The sequence below is a fragment of the Aerococcus viridans genome, assembly GCF_001543285.1.
GTDB lineage: Bacteria > Bacillota > Bacilli > Lactobacillales > Aerococcaceae > Aerococcus > Aerococcus viridans.
In genome coordinates, this window is the sequence record NZ_CP014164.1 from 1,663,136 (window position 1) to 1,681,636 (window position 18,501).

Below are 18,501 nucleotides of genomic sequence, written 5' to 3' on the forward strand. Positions count from 1 at the left end.
CAAGTGTCAACTTTTTTGATAGATTTCTTAACATGTTTCAGTATCAATGTGATTTTATATTTCATAATCGAATTATTTGAATACCTTTTTACGTGATATGACGTCCTGTCGAGATTTTGAATTGTCATTCTTTTTATATAAGTATTATAATAAGACTAGAACTATTTGAAACACCCATTCAATCAATTAAATGGAGGTTATAGCGTTGAATCAACCAAAAAACGGCTCTCAAAATATCTCTTCTCAGTTTAGAAGCGATATGGTGATGGTGCCAGAAGTTATTAACGAAGCATCCGGTATTCGCGTGTTTGGACGAACTTTAAAATCATTTGTCTTTACAACTGACGTCGCCACAATCCTATACTGTAATGCGGATGCCGTCTTAGCTGTCTACCCATTCTCCCCGCATCCTGCGATCATTTCAGCAGTGACATCAGTAGCCAGTCAACCTGTATTTGCCGGTGTTGGTGGCGGTACAACTCAGGGTAAGCGTAGCGTAGATATTGCCCTTTTTGCCGAAGCGACAGGGGTTCAAGGGGTTGTGGTGAATGCACCGATGACTGCAGAAAATATTTTAGATATTGAGCACACCGTCGACTCCCCGATTGTAGCGACAGTTGTCTCTGCCTATAATGATATTGAAGCACGGATTTCTGCCGGTGCGGATATCTTAAACGTTTCAGGAGGCAAAGAAACAGCCGCTATTGTTGAACGGATTCGCCGGGATTTCCCAGATGTGCCGATTATCGCAACTGGGGGCAATAATGAAGACACCATTCGTAAGGTGATTGAAGCTGGCGCTAACGCCGTTTCCTGGACACCGCCGACTACTGGTGAGATATTTAAAGAGAAAATGGTCAAATACCGTAAAGACCGCCGCGAGGACTTCCTTGAAACCCATGATGGTATGACCTTACGTGAATTTGAGGAATATATTGAGGAACATCCAGAAGCTGAAAAGAATTATAGTGAAGATTCTTCTGATGGCTATCTGTAAGACGAGATGGAGGATATATGGATCAAGAACATAGCAACCGACTAATAACCATTCAACAACAAGTTAAAAACCACAACTTAGATGCCCTAATCATTAGCGACAAGGCATCCATCGACTACTACACCGGTGTCATTTTTGACCCCATGGAACGTTTTTGGTTATTGATTATACAGCCGGATAAAGGTCCACAAATTATCGCTAACAAGCTATTTGTATTCGACGAATTAGCTGATGTTGACGTCACTTGGGTAGATGATAACTACACAATCGCTGAAGCCTTCGCAAATCTAGCGGATTTCCCAGCAACCGACGCCCCACTACGAATCGGCGTGGATAAATTGTGGCGGGCTGACCAACTATTAGCCATCGCCAAAACATACAACCAGGCCACTTTTGAAGTAGGATCTGACTTAGTTGATGCCCAAAGAGCTATTAAAACCGCTGAAGAACAAGAAAAAATGCGTAAAGCTTCAGACATTAACGACCGTGCCATGGCTCGTTTAATCGAAGAAGTCTTACCACTTGGTTTAGACGAATTGGCTGCAGTAGATCAATTAGCCCGTATTTACGATGAAGAAGGCGCAGATGCCGGCTTTTCATTCGAACCCATTATCGCCTACGGTTCAAACGGTGCTGACCCACACCATGAATCTGACCATACCTTGCCGAAACTGGGTGATTCGATTGTCATTGATATCGGCTGTAAACATGAAGAATACTGTTCGGACATGACTCGTACCGTTTATTACGGTGAACCTAGTGCTGAGGCCAAAAGGGTATATGACATCGTGCTTGAAGCCAATTTACGTGGTATTAACGCGGTCAAGGTTGGCGAAACTTTGGCGAATGTGGACGCTGCAGCGCGTGATTACATTACAGCCCAAGGATATGGTGATCAATTTACCCACCGACTAGGCCATTTCATCGGACGCGAAGTTCATGAAAAAGGTGATGTGTCAAAAGCTAATACAGATACCATTAAAGATGGCAATATCTTCTCAATCGAACCTGGTGTTTACCTGACTGGTAATACAGCCGTTCGTATTGAAGATTTAGTGATCGCGCATGATGGTGGCACTGAAAACTTGAACCACTTCACCAAAGATATGCTTATTATTCAACCAAAATAAAACATTGCACACTAAAACACGACAGTCGTCGTGTTTTTTTAGATTCATATTCATTTACAAGCTGTCAGCTAAGGAAACCTAGGTATTGATACCTAGGAGGAATTAGCGAAATAGACAGGTCTTTTTGTTGATTTTACTAGGTTATCGTTTATGTTTCCTCTAAATAGATAGTATAATGTATTTTAAGAGAAAAGAGGTGATAAGATGCAGTTAACGAAAACGATTAAAGTGCAATTATACCCAAGTGCTAGTGATATTGAAAAGTTCGAAGAAACCCAATAACAGTTTTTAAACGCTTGTAATTTTGTTTCGACATATATCTTTGACCATGACTTTGAATTAGGTCAAACGACTTTGCACAACGCCTTGTATCATCAGATACGTCAGGATTTTGGGCTGCAATCGCAAATGGCCCAGTCCGTGATGCGTACGGTAATCGCGAGATATAAGACCGTGAAAACACAGTTTAAACAAAAACCTAAGCGTTATAAAGATATCCATACAGGTAAATATCATACGCTATATAAAGACCTTTACCATTTAACGAAACCCCTAGGGTTTAAGCAACCAGTAGCTGTGTTCGTACGTAATCGTAACTACGCTTATCACCAAAATAATACCTATTCACTGACGACCAATCAAGGACGAATTAAAGTGTCTTGTGATAAGCAACATATCGATTATCTTCAACAATTTAGCCAGAATGCTTACAAGTTCGGTCAAGCTGAATTACGCTGTCGTAAGGGTAAGTGGTTCTTACACGTGTCCGCAAGTAAAGAGATAGACAGCCCAGATGAAACTAATATTCAACGGATTGTAGGCATTGACCGTGGTTTAAGACAGATACTAACTATTGCGGATGATACAGCTCATACTACCTTCTATTCGGGTAAAAGCTTGATGAAGAAAAGACGGCGTTTTAAGAAATTGCGCCAGTCCTTACAAGCGAAGAACACCAAATCAAGTCGTAGACGCCTTAAAACAATTGAAAGACGAGAGAACCGCTGGATGAATGATGTGAACCATCAATTATCAAAGACACTCGTTGACCGATACGGGGCCAATACCTTGTTTGTGGTGGAAGATCTTACGAACGTTACTTTTAACACGACTCACCACCGTAAGCAAGATGCACGGTATGAACACCATTCTTGGCGATTCTTCGATTTTGAAGAAAAGTTAATGTACAAAGCTTTAGAAAGTGGTTCGCAAGTTTTAAAAGTATCCGCACAATTTACGTCCCAACGTTGTCCGAAATGCGAATCAATTGATAGAGCTAATAGACAACAATATAAGCACTTGTTTACTTGTCAAAATTGTGGGTATCAATCAAATGATGACCGTGTGGCAGCTATCAATATTCAAGAATTGGGTCACCGATATCTGTCGAGTGAGAAAAACCCGCGGTTTGAAAAAGTTGTGCCAATACAAAATTATTAAACATAAAACAATATTCGGTAAGTGTCTACAGACCGCTTACTGATGGGGTGCCAGTCAACCATCCCTTAGTGTCTTTAAACGGTTGGAGATATTATATCGTTTGTACAACCACCATGTTTAGGACAAACTCTCTGTTTTAACAGAGAGTAGTTGATATTACAGGATCCTAACCACTTTCCATCTAAATACTAGTCTACTTATATACACGACGTGCCGGGTAAATGAAGAAACTCCTCCTAACGCTTCTTCCTATGACTTGCTGATTTGGTGTATCTGCCATTTCAATCGCTTCTCTTTTAAGAAACGACCAAAATAATACTGGTTACAAGTCCACCAATACCCTATTTTTCATTTTATGATGCCAAATATTTAAATGATAAGCTTCAAAAAGCACCCATCACGACAAATGAAGGGCGCTTTTTACTTTTATTCTAGTGTTTTATTTCTAATCGACTTCTGTCGCACCTTTTCTACTTAAAGATCATTTGGAAGAATTCGAAAACGCGCGGTCCGAGCAAGACTACTGCTAGGATGGCGAGGGCTAGAATAATCCATACCAGTACTTTGCGGGAGTGATTGCTTGAACCAGACCAAAAGTATTGTTTTTGTTTTTGTCTTTCGAAGAAGATTTCATTGGTGTCTAAGTCTTGGAAGGTTTCTTTTGGCACAGGTGTTTCCGCAAACGTTTCGACGTTAAATTCTGCAGTATCCTGTGTGAGTGTTGTCTCAGGGACTGAGGATTTAATGTCATCTGAAAAAGGATTTCCATACTTTTTTTGGTTATTCTTCTTCTCGCGTTCAAGCGCTTTTTTCGCTTGGCGATATGTTTGCCGCTTCACCTAGTGCACCACCTTTATTATTTAGTTCATTTTATCCAGTATTCCTAGTATAATCTATTTACAAGAAATTTCAAATTGTAGAGAAGGAGATTTTTTCATCTTTTCCTCTTAATTAAAGGAGCTTATTTCATTGAAACAAAGTTTTCATGTTGGTATGCGGACGCTAAAGACTTCCTTGAGTGTCTTTATGATTATCCTTATTTCTGCATTTATCCCTATTGACCCGCAAATTGCTGCTCTTTCAGCGGTATTTTCACAAAGGGCTGACGTCACTTTGTCGCTTTCTTTTGGTTTACGCAGAACCTTATCCATTGTTTGTGGGGCTTTTGCTTCATTAGTTTATATTTTTTTACATAAGTTATTGCCTGACCATTATTTGATTACTGCACTTTTAGGCGGTTTAGGTATTTTAATTACGATTCAAACTAACCTTCTCGTCAAGAATCCACAAGGGGTTATTGGTGGTAGCGCCACTTTCCTTGTCATTGTCTTCAATATTCCAGCGGACAATCAATATGTCTATGCCCTACTTCGGGTGTTAGATACCTTTTTGGGCGCCATTGTCGCTGTAAGTATCGAGTATATTTTCCCAAGAGAGCGAGTGGTTCCTTGGATCCTTACTTACAATAGTTATGTACCGAAATTCCTACAAATCTCTACCTCTGATGATGTTTAAATGATCACTAAGGTGAGCTTAAGATTGGACTAACTTAGCTTTTCCTTAAGTTAGAGACCCTTCTTTCGAGTTTTTACCCACAAGTGGTATAATAAATGAGAAGTGGAATGCGCGGTATTAACGTCATTTACTATCTATTTCGATCAATCCATGTGATTAAAGAGAGGTTTAAACTATGACCATTGGTTATCATCGCCCTAGTAAGGCCATCGTGTCTCTAGATGCGATTATTCATAATTATTTCGCTATTAAAAAGCATATCGGTAATAAAGCTGTTATGGCAGTTGTTAAGGCTGACGGCTATGGTTTAGGTGCTGTCAAAATAGCCGACGCACTCCAATCTCGCGGTGCCGACGGTTTTGCAGTCGCGGTTGCGGATGAAGCTTTAGAATTAAGGGACGCTGGGATTATTGCCCCTATCATGATTTTAGGCTTGACTGATCCAGACGACGCTTGGCTTTTAGCCAATTTAGAAATTGGTGTGACAGTGTCTAGCTTAGACTATTTAAAATACGCCAAGAAACATGATAAAGACTTTTCTCGCCTTCATCAATTGAATGTCCACCTTAAAGTGGATTCTGGAATGGGACGGATTGGCGTGCGGTCTGCTAAAGAAGCGCAAAAAATCATTGATTACATTGCCAAACATCCGAAGAAATTTAAGTTGGCTTCAGTCTTTACCCACTATGCTACAGCTGATTCCTTCACTGACCATGGTAAGGATAAGGTTCAAGCCCAATCTGACTTTTTTGAAAGTTTGCTTGGTCAATTGGACTACTCAGCATTAGGGTACACCCCCCTTTTCCATCAATCAAACTCTGCCTTAAGCCTGTGGTACCCGGAAAAAACGTTGGATGCTGCGCGACTTGGCCTGGGCTTATACGGATCCATCCCAAGTATGGAAGATGTGGCGTCGCCTGTTGATTTCAAGCAAGCATTGACCTTGGAAACGGAAATCATCTACGTCAAACAAATGCATGCGGGCGATACGATTTCCTACGGGGCTGATTATGTGGCCGGTACGGATGAATGGGTGGCTACCCTACCGATTGGCTATGCGGACGGCTGGCAAAGAAGTTATTTGGGCCTGGATGCCATTGTTGACGGCGAGCGGTGCCCGAGTGTGGGCCGGATTTGTATGGACCAGATGATTATTCGCCTACCCCATGAGATGCCTGTAGGCGCTAAAGTGACCTTAATTGGGACAAATGGCGGCCAAACTGTTGATGTAGTGGACGTTGCTAGTCACGCTGGAACGATTGCCCATGAAGTCTTGACGAATTTAGGCCAACGATTGCCCAGAGAATATACATCTAATAAGAAAAAGACAATGAAATAACGCTGTCGAAATCTAATAGTTTTTCCATTTAATCCTTGCCTTTAGTGGATAGTCATGTTAATTTTAAACTAACGATTATACAAATAGAAAGTATAGATATAGAGGATGCGCAACCAATCAGTAGCCGATGGTGAAAGGTGGTTGTGCCGAAATGCAGATTTTCTGTGTTGGGGGTAATACCTAAGAGGGTTATCCCTGTCAAACCTTAATGCCCATTAAGGTGCGGAGCGCTTGTCTTATGCTAGGGATTAAAAACTGTTAGGGTTATTGAATGCTATCAGTATTTTTTGACACGTTTTCCTAGGTAGACATAGAGTGATGCTCTTGTCTGCCTTTTTTTATACTCAAGCTATCTGATCGTTTTTTCATAAAGACAATTTCAAAGTGCGAACAATATAGGAGGATTCTCATGACAATTTTTAAAGGTTCTGCGGTAGCCATTGTTACCCCTTACGATAATTCATTAGAACAAAATATCAATTACGATGTGTTTGCGGAGTTGATTGAATTTCAAATTGAAAATGGTACAGATGCCATTGTCGTTGCCGGAACAACTGGTGAAGCTTCAACACAAACTGACGAAGAACAAGTTGAATTAGTAAAATTCTGCGTGGAAAAAGTCAATGGCCGTGTGCCCGTGATTGCTGGTGCTGGGTCTAATGACACTGCCCACGGAATCCAATTAACGAAAGACTGTGTAGCCGCAGGTGCAGATGCTATTCTTTCTGTAACGCCTTATTATTTAAAAACGAGCCAAGCTGGTTTATTGGCGCATTATAGTGCCATTGCAGATGCAGTAAAAACGACGCCTATTATCTTATATGATGTACCAGGACGTACAGGTATGTCTATTGCACCAAAAACATTGGCGGAACTTAAAAATATCGAAAACATTGTCGCCATTAAAGATGCAACTGGTGATTTAGCCAATGCAGTGGATGCGCGTTACCACGTTGGTCCTGATTTTGATGTGTACTCTGGAAACGACGATACGGTTATTCCATTAATGAGTTTGGGTGGCCAAGGGGTGATTTCTGTTTTGGCTAACATTGCACCAAAACAAGTACATGAAATGACTCATTATGCCTTAAATGGCGACTTTAAAAAAGCGGCTGAAATTCAAACGACTTTTAAACCGTTAATCGACATTTTATTCAGTGAACCAAATCCAATTCCAATCAAAAAAGCTATGTCTATGCTTGGTTTCGATACAGGTTCAGTGCGTCTACCACTAGTCCCTGCTCAAGAGGAAACAGTGGCTGCACTAGAAGCTGAAATGAAACGATTGAATTTGCTATAGTCTTTTCAATTCTGAAGTAAATTGTGGTATATTAAAGGGTGTGTAACTTATGAGTGCACGCTCTTTCTTTTATTGCAGCTGATAAGTGATAGATTGAATATGTAAAATAGGAGTTTTGATTTATGCCAACTGGAACACCACCATTTCGAATCAAACTAAAAAAAGTTGATCAGCAAATGGTTGACATTTATAATCGTTCTTCTTTCCATCGAAACGAACTCTTGATTCCCCTTAGACCCTTCTCTATTGAGTTAGCCGACAAGAAAATTGACATCTCTGTGCGTCAAATTGTTGTCTTACCTGAACCGATTATGAGATGGTTAATCTTACCGGAAAAAGACTGTGGTCCTCACGTTGACGACCACAAACCAACAGAAGAAAAAATATATGCCTATATTTTATCCCTAGGTGAACCTTACCTAGATGCTATTGCCAATGATTTTGTGGAAACACCTGAAGTTAAACACATTTTTGATGAACCCCATGTCTTCAGTTTCTCATTTGTCACTTGGCAACATCTACTACAAACTTTGATTCAATTACAGTTGGAATTGAAACGACCTGAAGACAACATTCAAAAGAAAATGATCTTTAGTATTGTATCGACCATATTCCTTGAATTGTGTCGACTTTCTTCTGCTTCAAACCAAAACCGGTTAGAGATGTCTGAAAGAGAGATTTTAGCCTACGAGATTAAACATTTTATTGTTGATTCCTACCGAAAAGACCTAACCCTTCAAGACATCGCAGACAAGTTTGACATTTCAACGTCAACTGTCAACCGGGTATTCCAGCCTTACTTCCATTCAACCATTTACCAATTCATCTTGGACTTGCGGTTGGGCTATGCCTATACCCTGATTGAAAATGGTTTGTCTATCACGGAGTCATGGCAAAAAGCTGGCTTTAATGATTATAGTAACTTCTATAGAGCCTTTATTAAGCATTATCATATTAGACCGCATCAGGTACCAAAAAAAGGAGACTCATAAGGATCTCCTTTTTTTATAGATTTATAGATTTATAGATTTATAGATTTATTGATTTCAGTCGTCGGCTGTCTCTTTACCTATCATAGCCCTAAAAGCAGTGGTACCACCCTCAGTCCAGGATCGGACAAAATAGTGCTGAATCATGCTACTTGCAACAACTTTTTTCATACATCAAACAAAAAGTTCACGGCACTTGCCCTAATCTGGGTTAAGTACCGTGAGCTTTTTTGTATATAGTCATTGAATTTTGCTAATAATCTAATCTTCTACTAGTCCTAATTTTTTGAAGATGTCATCCACTTTTTGGATGTGGTAATGGTAGTCAAAGGCGTCATCAATAGCTGCTTGATCTAGGTGACTAGTGATTTCTTCATTGGCTTCTACAAGCCCTTTAAAGTGCTTGCCTTCGTCCCAAGCGATTGCTGTTAATGGTTGAACTAAATCGTAGGCTGCTTCGCGTGATAAGCCTGCATCAACCAATTTTAGCAATACACGTTGTGAGTAGATTAAACCGTGAGTAGCATCCATGTTGCGTTTCATATTTTCAGGGAAGACGGTGAGTTTTTCCATAATGTTTGCGAAACGATTTAACATATAATCTACTAAGATTGTTGTATCTGGTAGAATAATCCGTTCAGCAGATGAATGAGAGATATCTCTTTCATGCCATAAAGTCACGTTTTCATAGGCAGTCATGACGTGACCACGAACGACACGGGCTAATCCAGCCATGTTTTCTGAACCGATTGGGTTACGCTTATGTGGCATAGCGCTTGAACCTTTTTGCCCTTTTGCAAAGAATTCTTCCACTTCCCGCGTTTCCGATTTTTGTAGCGAACGGACTTCTGTCGCAATATTTTCTATCATTGTAGCAATTAAAGCGAGTGATGAAATATATTCAGCGTGTAGGTCACGTGGTAAGATTTGAGTTGAAATCTCTTGTGGGTTAATGCCTAAGTGTTCACATACATAAGTTTCAATAAATGGCGGTACATTGGCGTAAGTACCTACTGCACCAGAAATTTTACCTGCTTCAACACCTCGCGCAGCTGCTTCAAATCGTTGGATATTTCGTTTACATTCTGAATACCAACGTGCTATTTTCAAACCAAAAGTCGTTGGTTCAGCATGAACACCATGGGTGCGGCCCATTGTAACCGTGTATTTATGTTCAATCGCACGTGCTTTTAACACCTGCAAGAATCGGTCTAAATCTTTACGAATTAAATCATTTGCTTGTTTTAATTGGTAACCTTGAGCTGTATCCACAACATCAGTAGACGTTAAGCCATAATGCACCCATTTACGTTCTTCGCCCAATGATTCAGACACATTACGGGTAAAGGCAACCACATCATGACGGGTGTCTTTTTCAATTTCTTCCACTCGTTTTGTATCAAAAGTGGCCTTTTCACGAATAGCTTGCGCATCCTCTTTAGGGACTTCCCCTAAGGCTGCCCATGCCTCTGTTGCAAGAATTTCAACTTCCAACCAAGAGGCATATTTATTTTCTTGTGACCAGATTTGCCCCATTTCAGGACGGGTATATCTAGGTATCATAACATTCTCCTTTATTGCACGCGCTCAATTTTTGTACGCAACAATTATATCACATGCCAGCTTTCTGGCAGTGATTATTTTTCGCAAAAAAAAAAAAGACGAGTCCCATTATTGAATCTCAAATTGGTCTCGTCTCTGTAATTTTTATGGCTAATGGTGATCGTGATCATAGTCCAATTCTTCCATCAATAAATCAGGGTGGTCAGCTTCTAGTTGGTCTAAAACTGCCGTCACTTGCGGGTCAACATTGCCTAAAATATCTTCATAAATGGCTAAATATTCGTAGGCCGCTTCATATTGGCCGTGCTCATTAAAGCGGAATGCTGCTTCTTTTAAAGCTGTTAACATATCCACGGATGGGTAGTCGTTTAAGCCCAGATCCTCAAGGAAGGCTTCTTGTTCCTTACCTTCAAGAATTTCTGGCCACTCACGGTCTAATTCTGCTAAGACTTCTAAACCTGCTCTGGCATTATCATTTTCATTCCACATAAGGGAAATATGGTATAACATGTAGGCTTTCTCAAAGTCTTCTTTACGGTAGTAGAAGTCCCCGATTAAAGCAAACCCATAAGCTAGGTCCTCTACTCTAAGTGAATAACTCAAACCATTAAGAACGGTTGGGTAAGACATCCCGTACTGTTCCATTTCTTGGTATAGTTCCGCTAAGGCGTAGATAGTGTCTACATCATAGGGATTCCATAATAAGGCTTGTTGGTATGAGTCAATCGCTTCACGCCATTCATTGGCTTGAATTTGCACTTTGGCATACTCCACATACATACCCGCATAATCGCGCGTAGTTGGTGATAATTCTAAACCTGTATCATTATTATAGATAAATTGGAAAAGATCTAGTTCATCATAAATACTTAAATTTTTAATATTTTTCTTAGGTGTGAATTGGTCGAAATCGTCTTCCATCCGGCGAATGTATAATGACATTTCAAAATTAGCACGGACTGGGTCGACTGCCGTAATGTTGCGAATGCGTTTAACGAATTCGGCATCATCTTGCATTTTAATTTCAGCAATCATTTGATTGTAATCTGTTGATTGATTCGGGAATTTTTCCGCCATCACTTCATTGAAGGCTTTAATAAAAGCTTCATCGCTGGTGTGTTTGTGGTTATCTCTTAAAATTTTAGAGATAACTTGAATGCAGTAGCTGTAATCATCAGTTGGCACAGCTTGAATTCTTTGTATAAGTTTTTCTTGGTCCTTATCCATAAGCTCGTCTCCTAAAGCAATAAATTTCAGCATAAAATAAGTTCTTCATTACACCAAAATTTATTGTACTGTTTTTTTTGTGCTATTGAAACCAAAAAGCCTTTAAAATACTCTTTCATTTTTGATTTTAAAGTTGCGCAGTGTTGAAAATTGTATTTTTCCTGACTGTTGTAAAATACTGTATCGCATGAGATTAAAACTGGCATTGGTTATCAAAGGCCTTATTTTTCCTTAAATTATAACATATATTACAGATTTTTTACGGCACAATCCCTTTCTTAAAATTAAATTATAAAAAGCCTTGAAACCGCTTGTAGAAGTTTAGTACACTATAGACATAAGTTAAATATTGCAAAGTATAAATTATTATGACGAAAGTTAAATTAGAAGGTGAACTCTTGGAAGCAATTGCCGTTAATACATTTCAGAAACATTTATCTCTTAGCTATCATGATGAACGACGCACAATGATGCTTAAATCTTATAATAATATCCCTTCACTTGAGCAAATTGGTATGGATCTTGCAGAATACTCTAGTATTACTGCTAGTATGCATTATCATGACCATTTTGAAATTCTATTCTACTTAGGTAATCAATGTCAGTTTATCGTAAATGATATCAGTTACACACTTTACAATGGTGATATTATGATTATTCCACCTAACATTCCGCATTTAATGACTAGTGAAGAAGGTATTAATAATACCCGTTTTAGCTGCATGGTACCTGAGAAGTTGATTCATCAATATGCTATGGTAAATGATAATCTTTATGAAGATATTATTCGCTTTTATAATGAACCGGGGCATTACCGTTTAGATAAAGAAAATCTGGATAAGATAATTACTCATTTAAATAAAATTCTTACTTATAGTGATGAAGAAGTAGAAGAAACTACCTTCGCAACTGCTTTTCACCTATACCATTCATTGATGAACGTCTACCATGCGAAGAAAATCCCGTCTATGTCTGGTGATTATAAAGAGGACAAACACTTTAGTCACATCATCTACTATATCGATCAACACTTTAAAGAATCTGACTTACAATTAGACCGGATTACAAAAGTATTTGATATTTCGCCATATTATTTATCAAAACTATTCCGTAAAGAAATGAACCAAAACTTCCACGAATATTTGATTGAGAAACGTGCCAACTATGCTGCACAATTAATCAATCATATGAGCACCAACAAAATGTCCTTACAAGACATATCCGACGCATCCGGATTCGGTGACTACTCTACTTTCTACCGTTCATTCAAGAAGGTATTCAACACCTCTCCGAAGAAGTATGCACAACAAAATACGCAGACTATTCTTTAAAATTTACAAAAAGAAGAACCACCCTATCCATGCCGACTAGCGCTGATAGAGTGGTTCTTTTGTTATATATCCTATTGGTCAGGTTGGTCATCGTCAGATTTATTTCTAAAATCTAAGATATCATGGACGTCGCCAAGTGTTGTGTCGCTGTCTTGGTTGTTATCGCCGTCTTCTTTAACGTCATCTTCCTCTTCATCAGCTCTACTGTATGATGGTTCTGCCTCAGGCATATCCAGATTATAGCGGTCATGGATATTTTGCGAGAATTCTTCATAAGAAATCACTTTAACAAATGAATCTGGTGTAAATCGTGGTCGGTATGCCTCTGGAAAATCATCAAATTCAGACATTGAGAATAAGAAGCTCTCCCTTTGTTCTGGTGTTAGCGTAGTAAAATAAGCTAATGGAATCATATCGTCAGTTAAACGTTTGTTTCGTAGACGTTTGATAAAATGCACAATATTATTTAAATCATGGTAATAGGCAAAATATAGGGCTGACTGTCGTCCTTCAATTGGTGTTTGTGCATAGTTGATGAGTAAGTTTAATAAGGCCTGTTTTTCAAGTTCATTTCTAGCCTCAAACCCTTCATAAGTTGTGCGAATCATGTATGGTTGGTCTAAAGCTACTTCGGCCAGTTTGGAATCATCATCATAAATTTTCAAAATCCGATGTTTTGACCCATCCTTGTATTCTTTGCTAGCTACATAGTAGTTTTCTATAAATCCTAAATTGATCAGCTTTGAATATAATTCATCTGTTCTCACACTAGCCCTCCGTTCGTATTGCTATCATTCTTATGATATATATATTTATTATACATGATTATTGGAACAAAAAGGCTAATTGTTGATACTAGAATTTTTCCCTTTCAAAGCACGCGCTCTTAGTTTAGCAATTCGAGACTGTTTTCTCCTCACTTCAAAGGAGAATCCGCGCCCAGTCACTTCAGATACAGGCGACACATACATAAAAGCATTCGCATCCATTTCAGTTACCTGGTTTTTCAACCGTAATAATTCTTCACGGTCAACAACTGTTGTAATCACCGCACGTGATTTCTTGGTATAGCCACCCTTAGCCGTATAGATTGTTGTCGCACGGGCCAATTCTATCAAAATAAAATCGTTGATTTCACCAGCCATTTCTGACGTAATATTCACGTTGTATCTTGCAGAACCACCAGTGATAACGCGGTCGACAACGACATTGGCCAGTAGGACCCCGATTGTGGCATACAAACCACTTTCAATCCCAAATACCACCATATTCGCAAGCAAGATGGTCATATCGGAAATCATGACCCCTGTCGCAAAGGTGATAGGTAGGTACATGTTCATTATTTTGGCAATAATATCTACCCCACCAGTTGTGGCTCCGGCATTAAAAACTAGGCCGACACCAATTGAAAGGAGGACTTGTCCCAAAATCAAGTTGACCATGGGATCATCAGCAACTGCCCCTGTAACTGGTACAAACCGTTCGAATAAGGCATAAAAGCCTGAATAGAGAATGACAGAATACAGGGTTGTTCCACCAAACTCCTTACCAATCACCATAATCCCAATGACCAGTAAGACTATATTAATAGCAAAAAGAATCACTGAATAAGGTAGCGGAATAAAAGGTGCCAATACCTGCGCCATACCTCCAGTACCCCCACCGACAAGGGAATCCGGTACTAAGAAGAAATACAAACCAATGGTCATGCCTAAAGTCCCCAAAGTGATGATGAATAATTGCTGAATATCTATAGCTGCTAATACTTTTTTCAATTTAATACCTCTCTTTTTTGTCCAATCTAATACACAAAATATAACAAAATACCCCTGGGCAATCAATCAGTGACCCTCATTGTTTACATTACAAATTAAAGCTTGTGATAAAAGTTGACAAAGTGATAATTTCAAATTAAAATACCATTAAATTTATCAATCGAAAATATACGAATAGATGAATAAGAATTAAATCCGAGAGGGATGAGAAAATGGCTGAAACAACAGCAACTGCAAAAGTTATTGTAAATGATTTAAAGAAAAGCTTCGGTAAAAATGAGGTCCTTAAAGGGATCGACTTAACCATTAACCAAGGTGAGGTAGTTTGTATCATCGGACCATCAGGGTCTGGTAAATCAACATTCTTACGTTGTTTAAACCGTTTAGAAGACATCAACGGTGGTGAAGTTTTAGTAGATGGCACAAATATTGCCGACAAATCTATTGATATTAATAAAGCCCGCCAAAATATCGGCATGGTATTCCAACACTTTAACCTGTTCCCACATTTAAGCGTTTTGGAGAATATTACCCTAGCGCCAACTGAATTAGGTAAGGCACAAAAAGATGCCAGCAAAGAACAAGCTTTGTCTTTATTAGAACAAGTAGGCTTAGCGGATAAAGCAGAAGCTTTTCCAAACTCTTTATCTGGTGGACAAAAACAACGTGTGGCCATCGCCCGCGCTTTAGCAATGAATCCTGACATCATGCTGTTTGATGAACCAACATCAGCACTTGACCCAGAGATGGTTGGTGACGTATTAAACGTTATGAAGGACCTTGCTAAAGAAGGTATGACCATGGTCGTTGTAACACATGAGATGGGCTTTGCCCGTGAAGTAGCTGACCGCGTAATCTTCATGGACGGCGGATATGTTGTTGAAGAAGGTAAACCTGAAGACATCTTCAGTAACCCACAACACAACCGTACAAAAGAATTCTTAGACAAAGTTTTATAATTTATTGTTAAAGAAAAAAGGTATGTGATGTTTTCTATCACATACCTTTTTCTTTATTCACTTTAAACACTATCTTACAGCACCATACAAGGCCATGTCCGAAATACCTGAATTATTAGCTAAAGCTGCTTTTCGTAGCCCTTCATATTCGAAGTTTAAGGCTAAAGCCAATTGTCTGTCAGCTTCATTTCGACTATCTTGATCAAAAGACAAACGGTTCATTTGCACTTCTTTAAACAAGAAATGCACAATATTTTCTAAGGCTTCCTTGGCCAACCCCTGGTCTTTATAGGCTTGACCCATACAGAAGGTTAAGTCTGCAGCCTGGGTGTCTTTATGCACTTCAGCCACTGCGATTTCTCCTATTGCTTCTCCAGAAGCTTTGTCTTCCACACACCATCTGTAGGTTTTACTTCTGTCCTTTCGTTTATCCCATTTCTCTAAAATACTCTTACTATCAGAAACGGATTGGTGCTTGTCCCATGTAACAAATTCTGTATCTGCCGTATTCCCTGCCCAATTCTTGAACATGTCTTTGGCATCACTTGTTTTGAACTTACGTAACAATAGATGTTGTGTTTCTATTGTCTTGGTTCCTTTATGATTCATAACTAACCCCTACTCACGATTTACTTGAAAATTCATGTAATCGATTCATATTTCCCAATCTATTATAGCATGTTTTTCTAATGTAAAAATAGGATTGTGAACTTTTTAGACATTCGAAACAAATTTAGTACTTGTTTATCCCTGGTTTATGCCTTATAATGTAATCCGTAAAAACTCGCAGTCATACCTGCAATATGATGGAGGAATAATAAATGAATAACAACGAATTCCAGGTACTACTTTACTACAAATATGTACCTATTAAAGATGCGGAGCAATTCGCAAAAGACGAATTGCAATTCTGTAAATCAATCGGCTTAAAAGGCCGTATTTTAATTGGTGATGAAGGGATCAACGGTACTGTATCTGGTCCAAAAGAAGCAACTGAACGCTACATGGACCACATGCATGCTATGGAAGAATTTTCTGACCTATGGTTTAAAATTAACGAAGCGGATGACTACGCACACAAAAAAATGTTCGTACGTTACCGTAAAGAAATCGTTTCTTTAAACTTAGAAGAAGATTTAAACCCTAACGAATTATCTGGGACCCACTTAGATCCAGCTGAATTCCGTGAAGCAATGTTAGATGAAGATACTGTTTTATTAGATACACGAAACGACTATGAGTATGATCTTGGTCACTTCAAAGGCGCTATCCGCCCTGATATCCGTAACTTCCGCGAATTACCTGAATGGGTACGCGAAAACAAAGAAAAATTCATGGACAAAAAAGTCCTTGTTTACTGTACTGGTGGCGTACGTTGTGAGAAATTCTCAGGTTGGATGATCCGTGAAGGTATCGAAAACGTTAGCCAATTAAACGGTGGTATCGAAAACTACGGCCAAGACGAAGAAACACGTGGCGACTTATGGGAAGGGAAAATGTACGTCTTTGACGACCGCATCTCTGTACCAATCAACCACGTTGACCCATCAATCGTTGGTAAAGACTACTTCGACGGTACACCATGTGAGCGTTACGTAAACTGTGGTAACCCAGAATGTAACAAACAAATCTTAGCTTCAGAAGAAAACCAAGAAAAACATCTTGGTGGTTGTACACACGAATGCCGTGTTCACCCACGCAACCGTTACGTACAAGCTAAAGGTTGGTCTCACGATGAAATCGTTGCACGTTTAGCAGCAATCGGTGAACAATTAACCGTAGAAGCCTAATTTAGAAATCAAAAGACCGCTAGGAAAACCCTGGCGGTCTTTTTGCGTCTACAGAAAGAGGATATTATTCATGATGAGTCCATCATCACACCTTGGTGAGCTAGTGGGCCTAACCACTACAATCTAATTTATACTGATGATTTTGAATCATCCCCAACATTTATGAAAGATCATTTTATATCATAATGGTCGAAGACTTTCTAAACTACAATTGCATGGGTTCAATCAAGTCGAGTTTGCTCGACCAGTTCAAGTCCACTTCAGCCTAAGTTGCACCACACTGCGTGTGGTACTGCCTTAGACTCCCATCATTATTGAGCTGAACGGTCTCGCTCTCATCCTAGTATTAAAGCGTCATCGTTTAATGCACGTCCTGATTGTTTTTTGAACATGTCTAATAATTGTTGTACGGTTAATTGTTTCTTCTCTTCACCAGAGATATCAATCAAGATGCGACCATTGTCCATCATCAACAGGCGGTTACCCATTTGGATGGCTTGTTCCATATCATGTGTAATCATCAAGGCTGTTAATTGGTCTCGTTGGATCACTTCTTCAGTTAATTTTAAAACCATGTCCGACGTTTTAGGGTCTAAGGCGGCTGTATGCTCATCTAATAGTAAGACTTTTGGCCTTTTCAAAGTTGCCATCAATAATGTTAATGCTTGACGTTGTCCACCAGAAAGCAAGCCAACTTCAGCAGTTAATCTATTTTCTAAACCTAAGTCCAATAGTTTCAAGGCTTCTTTAAATTCTTCACGTTGCTTGTTGTTGACCCCTCGTCCAAATCCAAATGAGTGTCCGCGACGGTCTGCAATAGCCATGTTTTCTTCGATAGTTAACCGGCTAGCAGTTCCCATCCGTGTGTCTTGGAATACGCGTGATACTAGGCCTGCCCGTTTGTTGGCATTTAGGTTAGTCACGTCTTTATCTTCAATTTTAATAGTTCCTTGGTCTACCAACAGCGAACCGGCAATGGCATTTAGGAAAGTCGATTTTCCGGCCCCGTTACCCCCAATAACGGTGATGAAATCACCTTTTTCCACCTTTAGGTCGATTCCTTTTAATACGTGGTTTTCGTTTGGTGTTTTAGCTTCAAATGTTTTATGTATATTTTGTAATGTTAATACGCTAGTCATTGGTCAA

At 39.3% G+C, this 18,501-nt stretch carries 16 protein-coding genes, 1 pseudogene and 1 riboswitch; of the genes and pseudogenes, 10 read left to right on the plus strand and 7 right to left on the minus strand.

The features are described 5' to 3' along the window. Positions 1–205: 205 nt before the first annotated feature. From AWM76_RS07870 to AWM76_RS07880, 3 genes and pseudogenes are all read left to right on the plus strand, one after another. Positions 206–997 (plus strand): hydrolase, encoded by a 792-nt coding sequence (locus tag AWM76_RS07870; protein ID WP_039935946.1) that lies wholly within the window; start codon positions 206–208, stop codon positions 995–997. A 17-nt stretch (positions 998–1,014) separates the two neighbouring features. After that, positions 1,015–2,127 (plus strand): M24 family metallopeptidase, encoded by a 1,113-nt coding sequence (locus AWM76_RS07875; RefSeq protein ID WP_003143392.1) that lies wholly within the window; start codon positions 1,015–1,017, stop codon positions 2,125–2,127. A gap of 297 nt (positions 2,128–2,424) precedes the next feature. Next, positions 2,425–3,567: pseudogene (locus AWM76_RS07880) on the plus strand (RNA-guided endonuclease TnpB family protein); the annotation flags it as partial. Positions 3,568–4,037: 470 nt separating this feature from the next. Here AWM76_RS07880 and AWM76_RS07885 read toward each other — a convergent pair. Next, positions 4,038–4,406: a hypothetical protein gene (locus AWM76_RS07885; RefSeq protein ID WP_003142982.1), complete on the minus strand. Its 369-nt coding sequence runs from the start codon at positions 4,404–4,406 to the stop codon at positions 4,038–4,040. 130 nt (positions 4,407–4,536) lie between these two features. On the opposite strand from AWM76_RS07885, the gene AWM76_RS07890 reads away from it, so the two are divergent. From AWM76_RS07890 to AWM76_RS07905, 4 genes are all read left to right on the plus strand, one after another. Next, the gene (locus AWM76_RS07890; protein ID WP_003142983.1) at positions 4,537–5,082 is read left to right on the plus strand and encodes an FUSC family protein; all 546 of its coding nucleotides are present in this window, start codon (positions 4,537–4,539) and stop codon (positions 5,080–5,082) included. A gap of 175 nt (positions 5,083–5,257) precedes the next feature. Beyond that, a complete protein-coding gene (gene alr / locus AWM76_RS07895) occupies positions 5,258–6,421 on the plus strand; it encodes an alanine racemase (RefSeq protein WP_003142984.1) in 1,164 nt (387 codons plus the stop codon). Between the two features lie 91 nt (positions 6,422–6,512). After that, positions 6,513–6,661: riboswitch (Lysine riboswitch) on the plus strand. Between the two features lie 169 nt (positions 6,662–6,830). Continuing rightward, complete coding sequence (dapA, locus tag AWM76_RS07900; RefSeq protein WP_003142985.1) at positions 6,831–7,721, plus strand: 4-hydroxy-tetrahydrodipicolinate synthase; 891 nt, start codon at positions 6,831–6,833, stop codon at positions 7,719–7,721. A 122-nt stretch (positions 7,722–7,843) separates the two neighbouring features. Then, positions 7,844–8,713, plus strand: a complete 870-nt coding sequence (locus AWM76_RS07905; RefSeq protein WP_003142986.1) for a helix-turn-helix domain-containing protein — start codon at positions 7,844–7,846, stop codon at positions 8,711–8,713. 258 nt (positions 8,714–8,971) lie between these two features. Here the strand turns inward: AWM76_RS07905 and purB are convergent, their stop codons facing one another. Continuing rightward, the gene (gene purB, locus AWM76_RS07910) at positions 8,972–10,273 is read right to left on the minus strand and encodes an adenylosuccinate lyase (protein WP_003142987.1); all 1,302 of its coding nucleotides are present in this window, start codon (positions 10,271–10,273) and stop codon (positions 8,972–8,974) included. A 150-nt stretch (positions 10,274–10,423) separates the two neighbouring features. After that, a complete protein-coding gene (locus tag AWM76_RS07915; protein WP_106427310.1) occupies positions 10,424–11,500 on the minus strand; it encodes a tetratricopeptide repeat protein in 1,077 nt (358 codons plus the stop codon). 368 nt (positions 11,501–11,868) lie between these two features. Between AWM76_RS07915 and AWM76_RS07920 the strand changes: the two genes are divergently transcribed. Further along, positions 11,869–12,831: an AraC family transcriptional regulator gene (locus AWM76_RS07920; RefSeq protein ID WP_003142990.1), complete on the plus strand. Its 963-nt coding sequence runs from the start codon at positions 11,869–11,871 to the stop codon at positions 12,829–12,831. A gap of 71 nt (positions 12,832–12,902) precedes the next feature. Here the strand turns inward: AWM76_RS07920 and AWM76_RS07925 are convergent, their stop codons facing one another. After that, on the minus strand, positions 12,903–13,598 hold the full coding sequence (locus AWM76_RS07925) for a hypothetical protein (protein ID WP_003142992.1): 696 nt from the start codon (positions 13,596–13,598) through the stop codon (positions 12,903–12,905). 75 nt (positions 13,599–13,673) lie between these two features. Continuing rightward, positions 13,674–14,606: a YitT family protein gene (locus AWM76_RS07930; protein WP_039935879.1), complete on the minus strand. Its 933-nt coding sequence runs from the start codon at positions 14,604–14,606 to the stop codon at positions 13,674–13,676. Positions 14,607–14,818: 212 nt separating this feature from the next. Between AWM76_RS07930 and AWM76_RS07935 the strand changes: the two genes are divergently transcribed. Then, positions 14,819–15,565, plus strand: coding sequence for an amino acid ABC transporter ATP-binding protein (locus AWM76_RS07935; RefSeq protein ID WP_003142994.1), 747 nt, complete (start codon positions 14,819–14,821; stop codon positions 15,563–15,565). Between the two features lie 69 nt (positions 15,566–15,634). Here the strand turns inward: AWM76_RS07935 and AWM76_RS07940 are convergent, their stop codons facing one another. Continuing rightward, the gene (locus AWM76_RS07940; protein WP_003142995.1) at positions 15,635–16,174 is read right to left on the minus strand and encodes a GNAT family N-acetyltransferase; all 540 of its coding nucleotides are present in this window, start codon (positions 16,172–16,174) and stop codon (positions 15,635–15,637) included. A 212-nt stretch (positions 16,175–16,386) separates the two neighbouring features. On the opposite strand from AWM76_RS07940, the gene trhO reads away from it, so the two are divergent. After that, positions 16,387–17,355, plus strand: coding sequence for an oxygen-dependent tRNA uridine(34) hydroxylase TrhO (gene trhO / locus AWM76_RS07945; protein ID WP_003142996.1), 969 nt, complete (start codon positions 16,387–16,389; stop codon positions 17,353–17,355). A gap of 335 nt (positions 17,356–17,690) precedes the next feature. On the opposite strand, the gene AWM76_RS07950 is transcribed toward trhO, so the two are convergent. Next, positions 17,691–18,494 (minus strand): ABC transporter ATP-binding protein, encoded by an 804-nt coding sequence (locus tag AWM76_RS07950; RefSeq protein ID WP_003142997.1) that lies wholly within the window; start codon positions 18,492–18,494, stop codon positions 17,691–17,693. Between the last annotated feature and the right edge of the window lie 7 nt (positions 18,495–18,501).

Excerpts from the sequence above, each read along its gene's own strand:
- AWM76_RS07875 (WP_003143392.1), top strand. The coding sequence starts at position 1,015 with ATGGATCAAGAACATAGCAACCGACTAATAACCATTCAACAACAAGTT.
- alr (WP_003142984.1), top strand. The coding sequence starts at position 5,258 with ATGACCATTGGTTATCATCGCCCTAGTAAGGCCATCGTGTCTCTAGAT.
- dapA (WP_003142985.1), top strand. The coding sequence starts at position 6,831 with ATGACAATTTTTAAAGGTTCTGCGGTAGCCATTGTTACCCCTTACGAT.
- AWM76_RS07905 (WP_003142986.1), top strand. The coding sequence starts at position 7,844 with ATGCCAACTGGAACACCACCATTTCGAATCAAACTAAAAAAAGTTGAT.
- purB (WP_003142987.1), bottom strand. The coding sequence starts at position 10,273 with ATGATACCTAGATATACCCGTCCTGAAATGGGGCAAATCTGGTCACAA.
- AWM76_RS07915 (WP_106427310.1), bottom strand. The coding sequence starts at position 11,500 with ATGGATAAGGACCAAGAAAAACTTATACAAAGAATTCAAGCTGTGCCA.
- AWM76_RS07920 (WP_003142990.1), top strand. The coding sequence starts at position 11,869 with ATGACGAAAGTTAAATTAGAAGGTGAACTCTTGGAAGCAATTGCCGTT.
- AWM76_RS07935 (WP_003142994.1), top strand. The coding sequence starts at position 14,819 with ATGGCTGAAACAACAGCAACTGCAAAAGTTATTGTAAATGATTTAAAG.
- AWM76_RS07940 (WP_003142995.1), bottom strand. The coding sequence starts at position 16,174 with ATGAATCATAAAGGAACCAAGACAATAGAAACACAACATCTATTGTTA.
- trhO (WP_003142996.1), top strand. The coding sequence starts at position 16,387 with ATGAATAACAACGAATTCCAGGTACTACTTTACTACAAATATGTACCT.
- AWM76_RS07950 (WP_003142997.1), bottom strand. The coding sequence starts at position 18,494 with ATGACTAGCGTATTAACATTACAAAATATACATAAAACATTTGAAGCT.